Genomic DNA, 15440 nt, shown 5'->3' with positions numbered 1-15440 from the left:
TTTTTGTTTGCTCATACTATGTAGTAAGAATGAGAAAGAGAGAGGGTGAACAGCATGAGAAGAAGTCGCCGTAAATCGTTTGAAGAACTTGTAAATGAAAATAAACAACAATTACTAAGCGATCGTGATGCAATTGATCGCATTGAAGAGCGTATTGAGAAACGTTATGAAATGAAACTTTTTAAGCAAGCTGAATAATTCTTAAAACTAGTACGATACTAGTGTTAAGGAGGCGATAGTAATGGGTAATCCGAAAAAGAATTCAAAAGACTTTGCACCGAATCATATTGGAACGCAATCGAAAAAAGCTGGTGGCAATAAAGGGAAGCAAATGCAAGATCAAACTGGCAAACAACCAATTGTAGATAACGGTTAAAGAAAAGGAGAATATTACATTCTCCTTTTTTGTATAAATTTGAAGGAACATAGGTAATTTAAGATGGTATGTATAAATAATTAGGAGGGAAGTACATGCCGAATCCAGATAATCGAAATGACAACGCTGAAAAATTACAAGAAATGGTACAAAATACGATTGATAATTTTAATGAAGCAAAAGAAACAGCGGAACTTTCTAATGAAAAAGATCGTGCTGCCATTGAAGCGAAAAATCAAAGACGTTTAGAAAGTATTGATTCATTAAAAAGTGAAATAAAAGATGAATCTTAACAGAATGTAAAAAAGGGCTGACGGAAGTCAGCCCTTTTTTGTAATCGTAAAGTTTTCAACGAGTAAACGCCAATTTTGCGGGAATGGTAAACCAATCTTCCAATAACTAATACCACCGATGCCTTGTTCTTTCATTAAATTAAATTTACTTTGTACGGACCGTGAATCTTCAAACCAAACTTCGTGTTGTACGCCGTTTTCGTCAAAGTAATTGAAATGAGGAGCTTGAGCCGTGAAATCATAGCGGATAGGAACATTATATTTACGAGCTAGTGCAACAGCTGCAACAGAGCTGATTGCTTTTGCAGGTGGATTTCCTTGTTTGAACGGAAGTTTCCAATCGAAACCATATAAATTTTGCCCCATCATAATTTTTTGTGGTGGCATTTGAGATTTCGCATATTGAAGTACTTCTTTCACAGGACCAATAGGAGAAATCGCCATCGGTGGCCCGCCTTGCCAACCCCAGTCGTATGTCATAATGACGACGAAATCAACAATTTGTCCTTGTGCTTTATAATCGTGAGCCTCAAAAAATTTCCCTTTTTGATTGGAACTTGTTTTCGGTACAAGCGTTGTACTTAATGTGTACCCGCTAGGTAAGCGTGTTTTCACATTTCGTAAAAAGCGATTGTATGCCTCGCGATCTTCGGGTGCCACACTCTCGAAATCGAAATGAATGTCTCGCATGCCATATTTTTCAGCTGTTTGCAAAATGTTAGTAATAAACTTGTTTTGGATTGTTGCATCGCGTAAAATAACCGATGTCAGATCGGCACTGAAATTTCCATTTTCAATATTTGTAATAACGAGCATAGGGATGGTTTTACCTTGCGTTGCAATATTAGCGATTTTCGCTGTTTCCGTTGGTTCTTTTAAAGTGCCGTCTCTTTTTGCTTCAAAGCTGAAGTAGGCTAAATATGTTAAAAATGGATTAATAGCACGTGTAGCATTTACTAAACTTTCTTTTATCGGTATTGTTGAAGGCTGTAAATAAGCGATGGATTCTACTGCTCGTTTTGTACCTTTTGGTATATATAATTGTTGTCCGACATGGAGAATAGATTTTAATGAAAGATTATTAACTTTAGCTAAGCTAGCGAGAGGAACGTTATACGTTTGAGAAATTCGATATAAGCTGTCACCAGGCTGTACATAATAATTATTTCCTTTTGTATTAACGATAAGTGCCTGACCAACAACGAGTGTTTCAGCAGGATTTAGTCCATTGTCTTTTACAATTTCTTCAGGTGTAGATCCGTACTTTGATGCTAAACCATAAACACTATCACCGCTACGAACAGTTACAATTTGGATCATGTGTTTGCCCCTTTCGGTAAAAGATTCACTGTTTTTATTTTATTTTTGATTCCACTGTATTATGATTAAATGTATGCAAGGTAGCAGAAGTGAAAGAAGGCGAATAGAAATGTTTGTAGCAGAATATGAAGTTGAAATCCGCTATGCGGAAACAGACCAGATGGGTGTTGTTTACCATTCAAACTATTTAGTGTGGCTGGAACTTGGGCGCACGAAACTTATACAAGAATTAGGATTTTCATATGTTGAAATGGAGAAAGAGGGAATTATTTCTCCTGTATTAGACTTGCAAATTTCATATCGTAAAGCGATGCGTTACGGAGAAAAAGCAATTGTGAAAACGTGGATTGATACTGTGAGCCCGCTTCGTGTTGTATATGGTTATGAAATATATAACGGTGATGGTGAGCTTTGCATTACTGCAAGTACAACGAATATTTGTGCGAAAAAAGAAGGGTTCCGCCCTGTATCATTTAAAAAATTATATCCTGAGTGGTATGCGAAATATGAGGAAATTAAAAAGAAATAAAAAAAGCGTGGCAGAAGCCACGCTTTTTTTATTTCTCATAATTAAATTGAGGGAAATCATCACCGTCGTTAAGTGTAACAGATAAATTATGTCCATCGAAGAACCACTCATCATCGCCTTCAATAAAGAAGTTAATACCTTCTTCTTGAGTTTGAACAGCAGGATGTGCAGGGTCATCTTTACGAATACCTAAAGAAAGTCCTTTTTGCACAGTACTGCAACCGCCGTATTGTACGAAAAGGCGTAGTGTTTCACCTGATTGTAAGTTTAATTCGTTTTTATACCATTGTGCTGCTTCTTTTGTTACGGAAAGATTCATGTATAGTTCCTCCAAATTATGTTGCCTTTTCTTTAGTATAAAAAATAACGCAAAAAGACGCTATTAATATGCTTCACGTTTTCTTTTTGCGTTATGTGGGTTACAACCTTATTTTTGCTTTTTTGAGAAGTTTGCTTTCGGTTCAGTTTTATTTATAATTCGTCCGATATTTGCACGGTGTTTATAAATAACCATACCTGCTAATAAACACATCGCAATAATGAAGATTTTATCCCCGCTAACAATGGATGCAATAACAGCAACGACAGCTGTTACCATAGAAGAAAGTGATACGTATCTTGTTGTAAATAAAAGGGTGAAAAATACAACAGCTAATATTGCAAAAACAACTGGTGAGTAGCATAATAGCACCCCGGCAGAAGTTGCAACTGCTTTACCACCACGGAATTTTGCAAAAATCGGATATACATGTCCAAGAACAGCTGCTAATCCGAACCATAGTGGGTGAATATCTAATCCGAAAATTATCGGTAGACCTGTTGCTAATGTCCCTTTTAAAATGTCAGCAATTGTAACGGTAAAACCTGCTTTTTTCCCTAATGTGCGGAATGTATTTGTTCCGCCTAAATTACCGCTTCCGTGCTCACGAATGTCGATTCCATAGCCGATTTTTCCAACGACTAATGCAAATGGAATCGAGCCAAGTAAGTAGGCAACGATAAATAAAAGATATGTAGTAACCATAAGTTCAGTCTCCTTTATTCAAATGTGTTGATAAAGGGTAAAAAGAGTTTTTCCCGTTTATTGTACCATACATTTGTAAAGAGCACATTTCTTTTTTGTAAATGAAAAATTCATTATTTCGTGAAAAAAAATTCACAGGAATGTTACATTTCTCACAGAAACAACAAGACTATATGTTGTAACATTTTAATCAAAAGATAACAACATATTGATGGAGGGTTATAAATGTTACAACGAAATACACGTGGAGAAGAATTAATGAAAGTGTTTGGGACAATTGTCCACGGCAATGAACAAGATTTAATGCAAGAGAATGCAAATGTAGATGGGCGCTCTCCGATGGGAGTAATGGGAACGTTCGCATCTGAGAGTGCAAAATATTATGCAGTTGAAAATTTATTGTCAGACCAAGTGAAAAAAGCGATAAATGAAAATATATTATATCCACATGATTTAGATTTTTATGCGACAGGAACGACGACTTGTTCGCAAATTCCGTTAGCACAAATGCTTGCTAATGGTTTTCATACTGGACATGGACATATGAGACAACCGCAAGACATTAAAAGTGCGTTGGCACTTTCGTCTATTATTTTCCAAGCGAATCAAAATATGCAGCACGGTGGTCAATCGTTTGCACTCTTTGATATTGATTTAGCTCCCTATGTGAGAAAAACCGTACTGAGACATAAAAAGCGACTACAATCATATCCGCTTACGAAAGAACAAATTGAGGAATTCGCATGGAAAGAAACAGAAAGCGATACGTATCAGGCGTGTGAAGCTTTCGTTCATAATTCAAATAGTATGCATAGTAGGGGCGGGGGACAAGTACCGTTTATTTCTATTAATTACGGAACAGACACATCGAGAGAGGGAAGGCTTTTAATTAAACAGCTGTTAAAAGCAACGCAAGCTGGACTTGGAAAAGGAGAAACACCGATTTTTCCTATTCAAATTTTTAAAATGAAAAAAGGTGTAAACTTTGAAGAATGTGATCCGAACTATGATTTGTTTGAATTAGCACTAGAGACGACAGCAGAGCGATTATTCCCTAATTTTTCATTTTTAGATGCGTCGTTTAATGCAGTGCACTATGATGGACGACCTGAAAGTGAAGTGTGTTACATGGGATGTCGCACTCGTGTTATGTCTAATATACATGGAGAAGAAACGGCAATAGGAAGAGGTAATTTGTCGTTTACTTCTATTAATTTAGTGAAATTAGGGCTAATTAGTGGATCGAAAGAAGCGTTTTTTGAAGCGCTAAATTATTACTTGGATTTAGGAATTAAGCAATTATTAGAGAGATTCGCGTATCAATGTACGAAGCGAGCGAGAGATTTTCGATTTTTATATTCACAAGGTGTATGGCGTGGCGGAGAAACATTACAGCCTGAAGATTCTGTAGCACCTATTTTAAAGCAAGGGACGTTAAGTATTGGTTTTATCGGTCTTGCGGAATGTTTAGTGGCTTTAACAGGAAAGCATCAAGGGGAAGATGAAGAGTCATGGAAACTTGGATATGAAATTATTTCCTTTATGAGGGAGAGAATGGATAAGGCGACGGAAGAACATCAACTGAACTTCTCAATAATTGCAACTCCTGCAGAAGGTTTATCAGGGAAGTTTGTGAAAAAAGATAGAGAGGAATTTGGTGAGATTAGCGGTATAACGAACCATAATTACTATACGAATTCATTCCATATTCCAGTTTATTATAACATCCAAGCGATAAATAAAATCCGTTTAGAAGGACCTTTTCATGCTCTATGTAATGGGGGGCATATTACGTATATTGAATTAGACGGAGCAGCGATGCATAATCAAAAGGCGTTAAAACAAATTGTACAAGCGATGGCAGAGCATGGCGTTGGGTACGGTTCAATTAATCATCCTGTTGATCGTTGTACATGCTGCAGCTATCACGGAGTTATTGGAAATGAATGTCCAAGCTGCGGAAATGAAGACGAGACCAATATAGAAAGAATTCGCCGTATAACTGGCTATCTTGTGGGAGATATGTCGAAGTGGAATAGTGCGAAACGTAGCGAAGAGATGGATCGGGTGAAGCATAAATGAAAGTGATGAATATCATTCATGATAGTGTAGTAGATGGAGAAGGGTTGCGGACAGTCGTGTTTTTTGCGGGCTGTCCGCATCGTTGTTTCGGGTGTCATAACCCGAAATCTTGGAATATTTGCAATGGAACTGAAATGACGGTAGAAGAAGTTGTGAAAGAGATTGTAAGTAATCCATTAACTGATGTAACATTTTCAGGTGGAGATCCGTTTTTTCAAGCTGTTGAAGTGAAAAAAGTAGCAAAAGCCGTGAAAGATTTGAAAAAAAATCTATGGATGTATACAGGTTATACGTTAGAAGAGATACAGAGTTCTCAAAATAATGATATGATAGAGTTGTTACACTATGGGGATGTTTTAGTCGATGGAAGATTTGAAATCGAGAAAAGAGATTTAACACTTCCATTTCGCGGAAGCTCCAATCAACGTATTATTCGATTGAAAGAGTAAAAAGGCGGGATAGATTATATGAATAAAACAGTATTACTTGTTGAAGACGAAAGAAGATTACGTGAAATTGTTAGTGATTATTTTCGTAATGAAGGCTTTGAAGTGATTGAAGCAGAAGATGGAAAAAAAGCGCTAGAGTTATTTGCAGAGCATGAAATTGATTTAATTATGTTAGATATTATGTTACCAGAAATAGATGGATGGTCTGTTTGTAGACGAATTAGAAAAGAATCAGCAGTACCAATTATTATGCTAACAGCACGTTCGGATGAGGATGATACATTGCTAGGTTTCGAATTAGGTGCAGACGAGTATGTAACGAAACCATTTAGCCCGAAAGTGTTAGTAGCTCGCGCGAAGACGTTATTGAAACGTGCGGATGGTGCGGTAGGAGTAGCGGAAGAAAATGCTATGTCTTTAGCTGGAATAGAAGTGAATCGTCTATCTAGAACTGTTTTAGTAGATGGAGAAGAAATTATATTGACGCATAAAGAATTTGAACTTCTTGTTTATTTAATGGAGAACAAAGGAATTGTGTTGTCACGTCAACATTTATTAGATCAGTTATGGGGATATGATTACTACGGTGATGACCGAACGGTTGATACGCATATTAAAAAATTGCGAAATAAGCTAGGAGATAAAGCGAAGCATATCGGTACTGTTATTCGAGTTGGTTATAAATTCGAAGAATAATCTGGAATGACTTGTGCACTTTAGCCTGGGAATTTAGCAATTTTATATCCTCTTTTTGAAGGTAGAATGTTCAAAAAATAATTTTCTTGTCTACAATGGTAGATAGGAGTATTTTTTTAATTGGATTTCACGATGAGTTCACAAGAAGGACACAAAACGTGACTATACTGAAAATACGAATTCACCAGAGAGGGGAAATAAAAATGGGATATTACGACGGACCAAATTTGAATGAAGAGCATAGTGAAACGAGAGAAGTGAAAAAATCAGGAAGTAAAAAAGGTTATTTCTTCACAGGTTTAGTGGGAGCTGTAGTCGGGGCGGTTTCGATTAGTTTTGCAGCACCTTATATGCCATGGGTGCAAAATAATGGAGCGGCAGTTTCATCATTCAATTCTAATAAACAAGTAGAAGGTACTGTAGTTCCTGTTGTCAATAAATCAAAAAACGAAACTGATTTGCCAGGTATGGTTGAAGGTGCGAAAGATGTTGTTGTAGGTGTTATTAATATGCAACAAAGTGTCGATCCATTTGCAATGCAACCGACAGGTCAAGAACAACAAGCTGGTTCAGGATCAGGTGTTATTTATAAAAAAGCAGGAAATAAAGCATATATCGTAACGAACAACCACGTAGTAGATGGAGCGAATAAACTTGCTGTGAAACTAAGTGATGGAAAGCAAGTTGATGCAAAACTAGTTGGTAAGGATCCTTGGTTAGACTTAGCTGTTGTTGAAATTGACGGATCTAATGTAAATAAAGTTGCAAGTCTAGGTGATTCCAGTAAACTTCGTGCTGGTGAAAAAGCGATTGCAATTGGAAACCCACTTGGATTTGATGGCAGTGTAACGGAAGGTATAATCAGTAGTAAAGAACGCGAAATTCCAGTTGATATTGATGGGGACAAACGCCCAGATTGGCAAGCACAAGTTATTCAAACAGATGCAGCGATTAACCCTGGTAATAGTGGTGGTGCATTATTTAACCAAAACGGTGAAGTAATCGGTATTAACTCGAGTAAAATTGCGCAGCAAGAAGTTGAAGGAATCGGATTTGCAATTCCGATTAATATTGCAAAACCAGTCATCGAATCGCTTGAAAAAGATGGAGTAGTGAAACGTCCAGCGCTTGGAGTAGGTGTCGTTTCATTAGAAGATGTGCAAACTTATGCAGTAAATCAGCTGAAAGTGCCAAAAGAAGTAACAAATGGCGTTGTATTAGGTAAAATCTATCCAATATCACCGGCAGAAAAAGCAGGTTTAGAGCAATATGATCTTGTAGTAGCATTAGATAATCAAAAGGTAGAGAATGCTCTTCAATTCCGTAAATATTTATATGAAAAGAAAAAAGTTGGCGAGAAAGTAGAAGTTACATTCTATCGCAATGGTCAAAAAATGACGAAATCAGCTACGTTAGCAGATAATTCAGCTACTAAGAATCAATAATCGGAATAAAAGAAAGTCTCTTTCATGTTGAAAGAGACTTTCTTTATCGGATATACTAAAGGAATAGGAGGGACTAATTATGACAATTGAAAACCCAACTCGTACGGAAATTGGTGAAGTATTGAAGAAAAGTAAAACGATTGCGGTTGTTGGATTATCAGATAAACCAGAACGTACATCGTATATGGTTTCAAAAGCGATGCAAGATGCAGGGTACCGCATTATACCGGTAAATCCAACAGTTGATGAAGTGCTTGGAGAAAAGGCAGTTCCTTCACTGGCGGATATTAAAGAACATGTTGATATCGTAAACGTATTCCGCCGTTCAGAATTTTTAATGGGTGTTGCGAAAGAGTTTGTAGAGATTGATGCAGATGTTTTTTGGGCACAACTAGGAGTACAAGATGAAGATACGTATAAACTTTTAAAAGAAAAAGACTATACTGTAATAATGGACCGTTGTATTAAAGTAGAACATGCGATGACAAAATAGTATAGATTTTAAAGATAGAAAGATTGATTCAGCCCTCGTTATAGATAAGTAGGGCCGATGAACGAGGTGTTCATCATGAGATTTTTTAAAGGCTGTTTTTGGGGATTGTTACTTGTTATCCCGTTTTGGATATTGATCATTTGGATCATGATAAAGGTTTGGAATGTGTAATCTTGGAATACATATCCATTTCTCGTTGACAAACGATTATTTTTCTGAAATAGTAGCCTAGAGGAATCCTTGTGAAAAAACAAGGATTTTTCTATTGAAAATGGTATATAAAAGAGATAAGATAACTTGCCAAAACTATAGTCGAGGCGTTATTCTATAATAGAAACATATGTTCTGATTTGATTAGGAAAGGGGCAAGGAGTTTGGCGAAGCATCAGTTCCAATACAATGAAGATGCAATTCAAGTGTTAGAAGGACTTGAAGCCGTTCGAAAACGCCCGGGTATGTATATCGGGAGTACGGATAGCCGTGGATTGCATCATTTAGTATATGAAATAGTAGATAACTCCGTTGACGAAGCGTTAGCGGGATTTGGCGACGAAATTTCTGTCGTAATACATAAAGATAATAGTATTAGCGTTATTGATAAAGGGCGAGGAATGCCTACGGGAATGCATAAACTTGGGAAACCTACACCTGAAGTTATTTTAACTGTACTTCATGCAGGTGGTAAGTTTGGTCAAGGTGGCTATAAAACGAGTGGTGGTTTACATGGTGTTGGGGCATCAGTTGTAAACGCCTTGTCAGAATGGTTAGTAGTAACAATTAAACGTGATGGTAACATTTATGAACAACGCTTTGAAAATGGTGGCGTTCCTGCAACGACGTTAGAGAAAATCGGGAAAACAAAAGAGTCTGGTACGACAATGCACTTCAAACCAGATACAACGATTTTCAGTACGACAAATTACAATTATGAAACATTATGTGAGAGATTACGTGAATCTGCATTCTTATTAAAAGGAATGAAAATCTCGATAAAAGACGAACGTAATGATTTAGAAGATATATTTCATTATGAAACAGGAATTGAAGCTTTCGTTTCATACTTAAACGAAGAAAAAGATTCAATTCATCCAGTTGTATATTTCACTGGTGAACAAAATGGGATTGAAGCAGAACTAGCATTCCAGTTTAATGATGGTTACTCAGAAAATATTCTTTCGTTTGTAAACAACGTACGTACAAAAGATGGTGGAACACACGAAGCTGGATTTAAAACAGCGATGACACGTGTGTTTAATGAGTATGCTCGTAAAGTTTCATTATTAAAAGAAAAAGATAAAAACTTAGAAGGTACAGATATTCGTGAAGGTGTAGCGGCTATCGTTTCTGTACGTGTACCAGAAGAAGTACTGCAGTTTGAAGGACAAACGAAAGGGAAACTTGGTACAAGTGAAGCTCGTTCTTCTATTGATGCAATTGTATCAGAGCATTTAGCTTACTTTTTAGAAGAAAACCCGGATGTAGCTACACTTCTTGTAAGAAAGGCAGTTAAAGCAGCGCAAGCACGTGAGGCTGCTCGTAAAGCGAGAGAAGAAGCACGTAGTGGTAAGAAAAAGAAAAAATCAGAAGGTACTTTAAGCGGGAAGTTAACACCTGCACAATCACGTAACCCTCAAAAAAACGAATTGTATTTAGTAGAGGGTGACTCGGCCGGCGGTTCAGCAAAGCAAGGGCGAGATCGTCGTTTTCAAGCGGTACTACCGTTGCGTGGTAAAGTAATTAACACGGAGAAAGCAAAGCTTGCTGATATTTTTAAGAATGAAGAGATTAATACAATTATTTATGCAATTGGCGGCGGAGTAGGAAATGAATTCGCTGTTGAAGATATTAACTACGATAAAGTTGTTATTATGACCGATGCAGATACGGATGGAGCTCATATTCAAGTATTGTTATTAACTTTCTTCTACAGATATATGAAACCACTTATCGAAGCTGGTAAAGTATTTATTGCACTTCCACCTTTATATAAAGTAAGTAAAGGGAAAGGGAAAAGTGAAGTAATTGAATATGCATGGTCTGATGAAGAATTAGATGGTGTAACGAAAAAGGTCGGTAAAGGTTATATGTTGCAGCGCTATAAAGGACTTGGTGAAATGAATGCAGATCAGTTATGGGAAACGACGATGAACCCTGAAACGCGTACATTAATCCGAGTGAAAATTGATGATGCAGCAAGAGCAGAGCGCCGCGTTACGACATTAATGGGTGATAAAGTAGAACCGCGCCGTAAATGGATTGAGCGTAATGTACAATTTGGTATGCAAGAAGAAGGAAATATTTTAGAAAACGAAATGATTATGGAGACGGAGGTGGAATAACATGCAGGCAGAGAAGTTTCATGACCTCCCGCTTGAAGACGTGTTAGGTGACCGCTTTGCACGTTATAGTAAATATATAATCCAAGACCGCGCGCTTCCAGATGCGCGTGACGGTTTAAAGCCAGTACAAAGACGTATATTATATTCTATGTATGTAGAAGGAAACGTACATGATAAAGCGTTTCGTAAATCAGCTAAAACAGTTGGTAACGTTATTGGTAATTACCATCCACATGGTGATTCCTCTGTATATGAGGCGATGGTACGTTTAAGTCAAACTTGGAAAGTACGTAATGTTTTAGTTGAAATGCATGGTAATAATGGTAGTGTTGATGGTGATCCAGCAGCGGCAATGCGTTATACAGAAGCCCGTTTATCACCAATCGCATCAGAGTTATTACGTGATCTCGATAAAGAAACAGTAGAATTCGTTTCAAACTTTGATGATACGAGTGAAGAACCAGTTGTATTACCTGCAATGTTCCCGAACTTATTAGTGAACGGTTCTACAGGGATTTCTGCTGGTTATGCAACAGAAATTCCACCGCATCATCTTGGAGAAGTAATTGATGCTACAATGATGCGTATCGATCAACCGAATAGTTCTGTGGATGACTTGTTAGCGGTTATTAAAGGACCAGATTTCCCTACAGGTGGTATTATTCAAGGGATAGATGGCATTAAAAAAGCATATGAAACAGGTAAAGGTAAAATTATTATTCGCGGAAAAGCAGAGGTTGAAACGATTCGTGGTGGAAAGCAACAAATCGTTATTACAGAAATTCCGTATGAAGTAAATAAAGCAAATCTTGTTAAAAAAATGGATGAATTACGTCTAGATAAAAAATTAGATGGCATTGCTGAAGTGCGTGATGAAACAGATCGTACAGGTCTCCGCATTGTTGTAGAATTAAAAAAAGAAGCAAATGCTGAAGGTATTTTAAACTATTTATATAAAAATACAGATTTACAAATTCCATATAACTTTAATATGGTAGCGATAAATAATCGTCGTCCAACACTTATGACATTACCTAAAATTTTGGATGCGTATATTGGCCATCAAAAAGAAGTTGTTACGAGACGCTCACAATATGAATTAAGAAAAGCAGAAAATCGCCAACATATTGTAGAAGGTTTAAAGAAAGCATTATCAATTTTAGATGAAGTGATTGAAACGATTCGAGGGTCTAAAGATAAACGTAATGCGAAAGATAATTTAAGCGCACGATTTGGATTTACAGAAGCTCAGTCAGAAGCAATTGTTTCACTGCAACTATATCGTTTAACGAATACGGATATTACTGCGCTAGAGCAAGAAGCAGCTGAACTTAATAAGAAAATTATAGAGTTACAGGCGATTTTACAAAGTGAAAAAAGACTTCTTCAAGTTATTAAAACAGATTTGAAGAGAGTAAAGAAAACATATAGTGATGATCGTCGTGCGATAATTGAAGAGGAAATTGAAGAAATTAAAATCGATGTGGAAGTTATGATTCCGCAAGAAGATGTCATCGTTACTGTAACGAAAGAAGGATATGTGAAACGAACTGGTTGGCGTTCGCATAATGCATCGAACGGGAAAGACTTCGGTATGAAAGAGGGTGACATCTTACTTGAGCGTTTCGATACCAACACGACAGAAACCGTTCTTTTATTTACGAACAAAGGAAATTATATTTATCTTCCTGTATATGAAATGCCGGAAATTCGTTGGAAAGATTTAGGTCAGCACGTTGCAAATATTGTTTCACTTGACCGAGATGAAACAATTATTTGGGCAACTGTCATACCGAACTTTGAGGAAGAAAAACGATTTATCGTATTTGTAACGCGGAATGGTATGATTAAGAAGACGGAATTAAATCAATATAAAGTTCAGCGCTATTCAAGGGCATTCGTTGCTGTAAACTTGAAAAAAGATGATGAAGTTGTTGATATATTTGCGACAGATGGAACGAGTGATATCGTTCTTGCGACACATGGTGCATATGCACTGATTTTCCATGAAGATGAAGTAAGTCCAGTTGGTGTAAGAGCTGCTGGTGTAAAAGCGATTAATTTAAAAGAAGATGACTATGTCGCTTCTGGTAAACCGTTAAATGGTGACAAAGATCAACTTATTCTCGTAACGCAACGCGGTGCTATAAAGCGTTTAAAGGCATCAGAAATTGAAAAGTCAACGAGAGCGAAGCGAGGTCTTGTTATTTTCAAAGAGTTAAAACGTAATCCATACCGAATTGTAGGTATTGAAATTGTACGAGACGATGAACTAGTTTACATGAAGACAGAGAAAAATATTGTAGAAGAGGTTGATCCGAAAGCGTATCGAAACAAAGACCGGTATAGTAATGGTAGTTTAGTACTAGATGTTAATGATACTGGTGAAGTAGTAGAAACGTGGACGAAGAAAAGACCGGAATAAAGGAAGCATCTTGCTATGAATAATAGCGAGATGCTTTTTTCTAAGCGAATTATTATGTATATGAAAATAATCTTGTTATAATAGTGAAATGAAATCGTTCTCATAAAGTGAAACTTTAATCAGTGGGGGGCTTTATTCCCTACTGATTATTAGTTGAACTAATCGGGCTTTTACGGACAGTAAGGCCCTCACCTAACTTCTTAGTTTTCGCTGAATTTTGAGGAGGGATCTTACTGTCCGTTAGTGCGGGATAATTGGAGGGGCAACATGAAAAAAATAGGTGTAGGGATTGTAGGATTTGGATTTTCTAGTACAACATTTCACATCCCGCTATTACAAACGATAGAAGAATATGATATTCGAGTTATTTTATCTTCAAAAGAAGAAGTAGTGAAACAAACTTTACCAAATGCTGCTGTTGTTGACACAATTGATGAATTAGTAAAGCGATCTGATATTGAACTAGTTGTCATTACTTCACCGAATACAACTCATTTTCCATATGTAAAAGAAGCGATTTTACATGGTAAGCATGTTGTAGTGGAAAAACCATTTGTTGTTTCAATTGAAGAAGGGGAAGAACTTATCTCATTAGCAAAGCAGCATAATGTGATGTTAAGTGTATATCATAATCGTCGTTTTGATAATGATTTCCTAACAATTAAGAAATTATTAGAAGAAAATAGAATAGGAAATGTATACGCATATGAAGCGCATTTTGATCGTTTCCGTCCACATGTACGCGATCGATGGAGAGAAAAGAATTTACCAGGTTCAGGTATATTATATGATTTAGGATCGCATTTAATTGACCAAGCGCTATCATTATTCGGAAAACCAGATGCGATAAGCGCAGATGTAATAAAACAAAGGCCAGGTGCGGAGATTGATGACTATTTCCACGTAGTACTTCATTATGGAGTTAAGCGTGTCATTTTACGTAGTAGCAGTTACGTGAAACAAGCAGGACCGCATTTTACATTACATGGGGACAAAGGTTCTATCGTGAAATACGGTATGGATTCGCAGGAAGAACAATTAAAAAATGGAATGAAGCCAGGCGATATAGGTTATGGAGTAGATGCTGAAGAGAATTTTGCTACTTTAGAAACAGAAGAAACTTTAAATCGCATTTCAACAGAAGTCGGTTGCTATGACATGTACTATAAAGGTGTAAGAGATAGTATATTAAATGGTGAGAAACTACCTGTAACAGCGCAAGATGGTTTAAATGTTATTAAACTAATTCAATTAGCGGTTGAAAGTAGTGAAACGGGTAGAGTCATTTCGGTAAAATAAAAAAGACACGAATTTCGTGTCTTTTTTATTTTGTTGGAACAGAAAGGCCGTAAAAGAACATCGTAACGATATCTTGTATATGTTTTTCTCGATCTCCTTCAAGAAGCTGTGCCCCGAAATCATCACCTAACTTAGTAAACATTTGAATGTAAAGTAACATCATTTCTTTCGTAAGGTGTGGATTAATTTCGTTTTTGCGCTGAGCTCGTTCTAATATTTCTAAATACCAGGGAAGGATTTTTTCATTTTGATAACTATAAATAAACTTACGGAGTTCTTCGTCCCTTTGCATCATTTGTAGTAACATATCAGGTTGAAATAACCCGCCAGTATTCATTTTTCTTACAATCATTTTTTGCATCATATCATGAAAAGGTAATTTTTCTTCTGCAAGCCCTTTATAATATTGAAATTCAGATATGATAAATTCTTGTATAAGCTCCCTAAATAACGCATCTTTACTTCCGAAATGATTATAAATTGTAACTTGAGAAACGTTTGCTTCTTTTGCAATATGTTCTATTTTTACTTCATTAAATCCACGTTCTGAAAATAATACGAAGGCCGCCTCTTTAATGGCGCGTTTTTTCTTTTCTTTCACTTTTTCAAAGCCGTTCAATGTAATCACCTCACTTAAAATATACAAGAAAAAATAATGGAAAACAATATT

General features: G+C 36.6%; 16 protein-coding genes. 12 read left to right on the top strand and 4 right to left on the bottom strand.

Annotated elements, in window-relative coordinates; all coding sequences use genetic code 11:
- Positions 1–54 precede the first annotated feature (54 nt).
- The 3 genes from JDS95_RS02090 (at position 55) to tlp (ending at position 669) form a co-directional block, all read left to right on the top strand.
- The gene (locus tag JDS95_RS02090) at positions 55–198 is read left to right on the top strand and encodes an FbpB family small basic protein (RefSeq protein ID WP_001254699.1); all 144 of its coding nucleotides are present in this window, start codon (positions 55–57) and stop codon (positions 196–198) included.
- A gap of 43 nt (positions 199–241) precedes the next feature.
- Positions 242–376: an acid-soluble spore protein SspN gene (sspN, locus tag JDS95_RS02085; protein ID WP_000527987.1), complete on the top strand. Its 135-nt coding sequence runs from the start codon at positions 242–244 to the stop codon at positions 374–376.
- 95 nt (positions 377–471) lie between these two features.
- On the top strand, positions 472–669 hold the full coding sequence (tlp, locus tag JDS95_RS02080; RefSeq protein WP_001133508.1) for a small acid-soluble spore protein Tlp: 198 nt from the start codon (positions 472–474) through the stop codon (positions 667–669).
- A gap of 27 nt (positions 670–696) precedes the next feature.
- Here the strand turns inward: tlp and JDS95_RS02075 are convergent, their stop codons facing one another.
- Positions 697–1989 (bottom strand): glycoside hydrolase family 18 protein, encoded by a 1293-nt coding sequence (locus tag JDS95_RS02075; protein ID WP_000614830.1) that lies wholly within the window; start codon positions 1987–1989, stop codon positions 697–699.
- Between the two features lie 109 nt (positions 1990–2098).
- On the opposite strand from JDS95_RS02075, the gene JDS95_RS02070 reads away from it, so the two are divergent.
- Positions 2099–2518, top strand: a complete 420-nt coding sequence (locus JDS95_RS02070) for an acyl-CoA thioesterase (RefSeq protein ID WP_000495823.1) — start codon at positions 2099–2101, stop codon at positions 2516–2518.
- A 28-nt stretch (positions 2519–2546) separates the two neighbouring features.
- Here the strand turns inward: JDS95_RS02070 and JDS95_RS02065 are convergent, their stop codons facing one another.
- Complete coding sequence (locus JDS95_RS02065; protein ID WP_001054451.1) at positions 2547–2837, bottom strand: HesB/YadR/YfhF family protein; 291 nt, start codon at positions 2835–2837, stop codon at positions 2547–2549.
- Between the two features lie 108 nt (positions 2838–2945).
- Positions 2946–3542, bottom strand: coding sequence for a glycerol-3-phosphate 1-O-acyltransferase PlsY (plsY, locus tag JDS95_RS02060; protein WP_000258971.1), 597 nt, complete (start codon positions 3540–3542; stop codon positions 2946–2948).
- Between the two features lie 225 nt (positions 3543–3767).
- Here plsY and JDS95_RS02055 point away from each other — a divergent pair, with 225 nt between their 5' ends.
- The 8 genes from JDS95_RS02055 to JDS95_RS02020 all read left to right on the top strand — a co-directional run bounded on the left by JDS95_RS02055 (position 3768) and on the right by JDS95_RS02020 (position 14770).
- Complete coding sequence (locus JDS95_RS02055) at positions 3768–5624, top strand: anaerobic ribonucleoside triphosphate reductase (RefSeq protein WP_070173610.1); 1857 nt, start codon at positions 3768–3770, stop codon at positions 5622–5624.
- Positions 5621–6073: an anaerobic ribonucleoside-triphosphate reductase activating protein gene (nrdG, locus tag JDS95_RS02050; protein ID WP_199690194.1), complete on the top strand. Its 453-nt coding sequence runs from the start codon at positions 5621–5623 to the stop codon at positions 6071–6073. The genes JDS95_RS02055 and nrdG overlap by 4 nt, the downstream gene beginning before the upstream one ends.
- An 18-nt stretch (positions 6074–6091) precedes the next feature.
- Positions 6092–6769, top strand: a complete 678-nt coding sequence (locus JDS95_RS02045) for a response regulator transcription factor (protein ID WP_001044679.1) — start codon at positions 6092–6094, stop codon at positions 6767–6769.
- Positions 6770–6972: 203 nt separating this feature from the next.
- Entirely contained in the window at positions 6973–8214 is a 1242-nt protein-coding gene (locus JDS95_RS02040; RefSeq protein WP_000542629.1) for a S1C family serine protease, read from the top strand.
- Between the two features lie 79 nt (positions 8215–8293).
- A complete protein-coding gene (locus JDS95_RS02035; RefSeq protein WP_000151385.1) occupies positions 8294–8707 on the top strand; it encodes a CoA-binding protein in 414 nt (137 codons plus the stop codon).
- 374 nt (positions 8708–9081) lie between these two features.
- Positions 9082–11046 carry a DNA topoisomerase IV subunit B gene (parE, locus tag JDS95_RS02030; protein ID WP_001062195.1) on the top strand — a complete coding sequence of 655 codons (1965 nt, stop codon included), beginning with the start codon at positions 9082–9084 and terminating at the stop codon, positions 11044–11046.
- A 1-nt stretch (position 11047) separates the two neighbouring features.
- Entirely contained in the window at positions 11048–13471 is a 2424-nt protein-coding gene (gene parC, locus JDS95_RS02025; protein WP_001147488.1) for a DNA topoisomerase IV subunit A, read from the top strand.
- Positions 13472–13738: 267 nt separating this feature from the next.
- On the top strand, positions 13739–14770 hold the full coding sequence (locus JDS95_RS02020; RefSeq protein WP_000719779.1) for an oxidoreductase: 1032 nt from the start codon (positions 13739–13741) through the stop codon (positions 14768–14770).
- A gap of 25 nt (positions 14771–14795) precedes the next feature.
- Here the strand turns inward: JDS95_RS02020 and JDS95_RS02015 are convergent, their stop codons facing one another.
- Positions 14796–15389 carry a TetR/AcrR family transcriptional regulator gene (locus JDS95_RS02015; protein WP_001013009.1) on the bottom strand — a complete coding sequence of 198 codons (594 nt, stop codon included), beginning with the start codon at positions 15387–15389 and terminating at the stop codon, positions 14796–14798.
- Positions 15390–15440: the final 51 nt, after the last annotated feature.

It is taken from the genome of Bacillus cereus group sp. N24 (assembly GCF_016483345.1).
GTDB lineage: Bacteria > Bacillota > Bacilli > Bacillales > Bacillaceae_G > Bacillus_A > Bacillus_A toyonensis.
The sequence above is the reverse complement of the archived record's forward strand: the minus strand, read 5'-3'. Positions and strand labels throughout refer to the sequence as shown.

Excerpts from the sequence above, each read along its gene's own strand:
- JDS95_RS02020 (WP_000719779.1), top strand. The coding sequence starts at position 13,739 with ATGAAAAAAATAGGTGTAGGGATTGTAGGATTTGGATTTTCTAGTACA.
- JDS95_RS02035 (WP_000151385.1), top strand. The coding sequence starts at position 8,294 with ATGACAATTGAAAACCCAACTCGTACGGAAATTGGTGAAGTATTGAAG.
- plsY (WP_000258971.1), bottom strand. The coding sequence starts at position 3,542 with ATGGTTACTACATATCTTTTATTTATCGTTGCCTACTTACTTGGCTCG.
- sspN (WP_000527987.1), top strand. The coding sequence starts at position 242 with ATGGGTAATCCGAAAAAGAATTCAAAAGACTTTGCACCGAATCATATT.
- JDS95_RS02075 (WP_000614830.1), bottom strand. The coding sequence starts at position 1,989 with ATGATCCAAATTGTAACTGTTCGTAGCGGTGATAGTGTTTATGGTTTA.
- parC (WP_001147488.1), top strand. The coding sequence starts at position 11,048 with ATGCAGGCAGAGAAGTTTCATGACCTCCCGCTTGAAGACGTGTTAGGT.
- JDS95_RS02065 (WP_001054451.1), bottom strand. The coding sequence starts at position 2,837 with ATGAATCTTTCCGTAACAAAAGAAGCAGCACAATGGTATAAAAACGAA.
- JDS95_RS02045 (WP_001044679.1), top strand. The coding sequence starts at position 6,092 with ATGAATAAAACAGTATTACTTGTTGAAGACGAAAGAAGATTACGTGAA.
- nrdG (WP_199690194.1), top strand. The coding sequence starts at position 5,621 with ATGAAAGTGATGAATATCATTCATGATAGTGTAGTAGATGGAGAAGGG.
- JDS95_RS02055 (WP_070173610.1), top strand. The coding sequence starts at position 3,768 with ATGTTACAACGAAATACACGTGGAGAAGAATTAATGAAAGTGTTTGGG.
- JDS95_RS02090 (WP_001254699.1), top strand. The coding sequence starts at position 55 with ATGAGAAGAAGTCGCCGTAAATCGTTTGAAGAACTTGTAAATGAAAAT.
- JDS95_RS02040 (WP_000542629.1), top strand. The coding sequence starts at position 6,973 with ATGGGATATTACGACGGACCAAATTTGAATGAAGAGCATAGTGAAACG.
- tlp (WP_001133508.1), top strand. The coding sequence starts at position 472 with ATGCCGAATCCAGATAATCGAAATGACAACGCTGAAAAATTACAAGAA.
- JDS95_RS02070 (WP_000495823.1), top strand. The coding sequence starts at position 2,099 with ATGTTTGTAGCAGAATATGAAGTTGAAATCCGCTATGCGGAAACAGAC.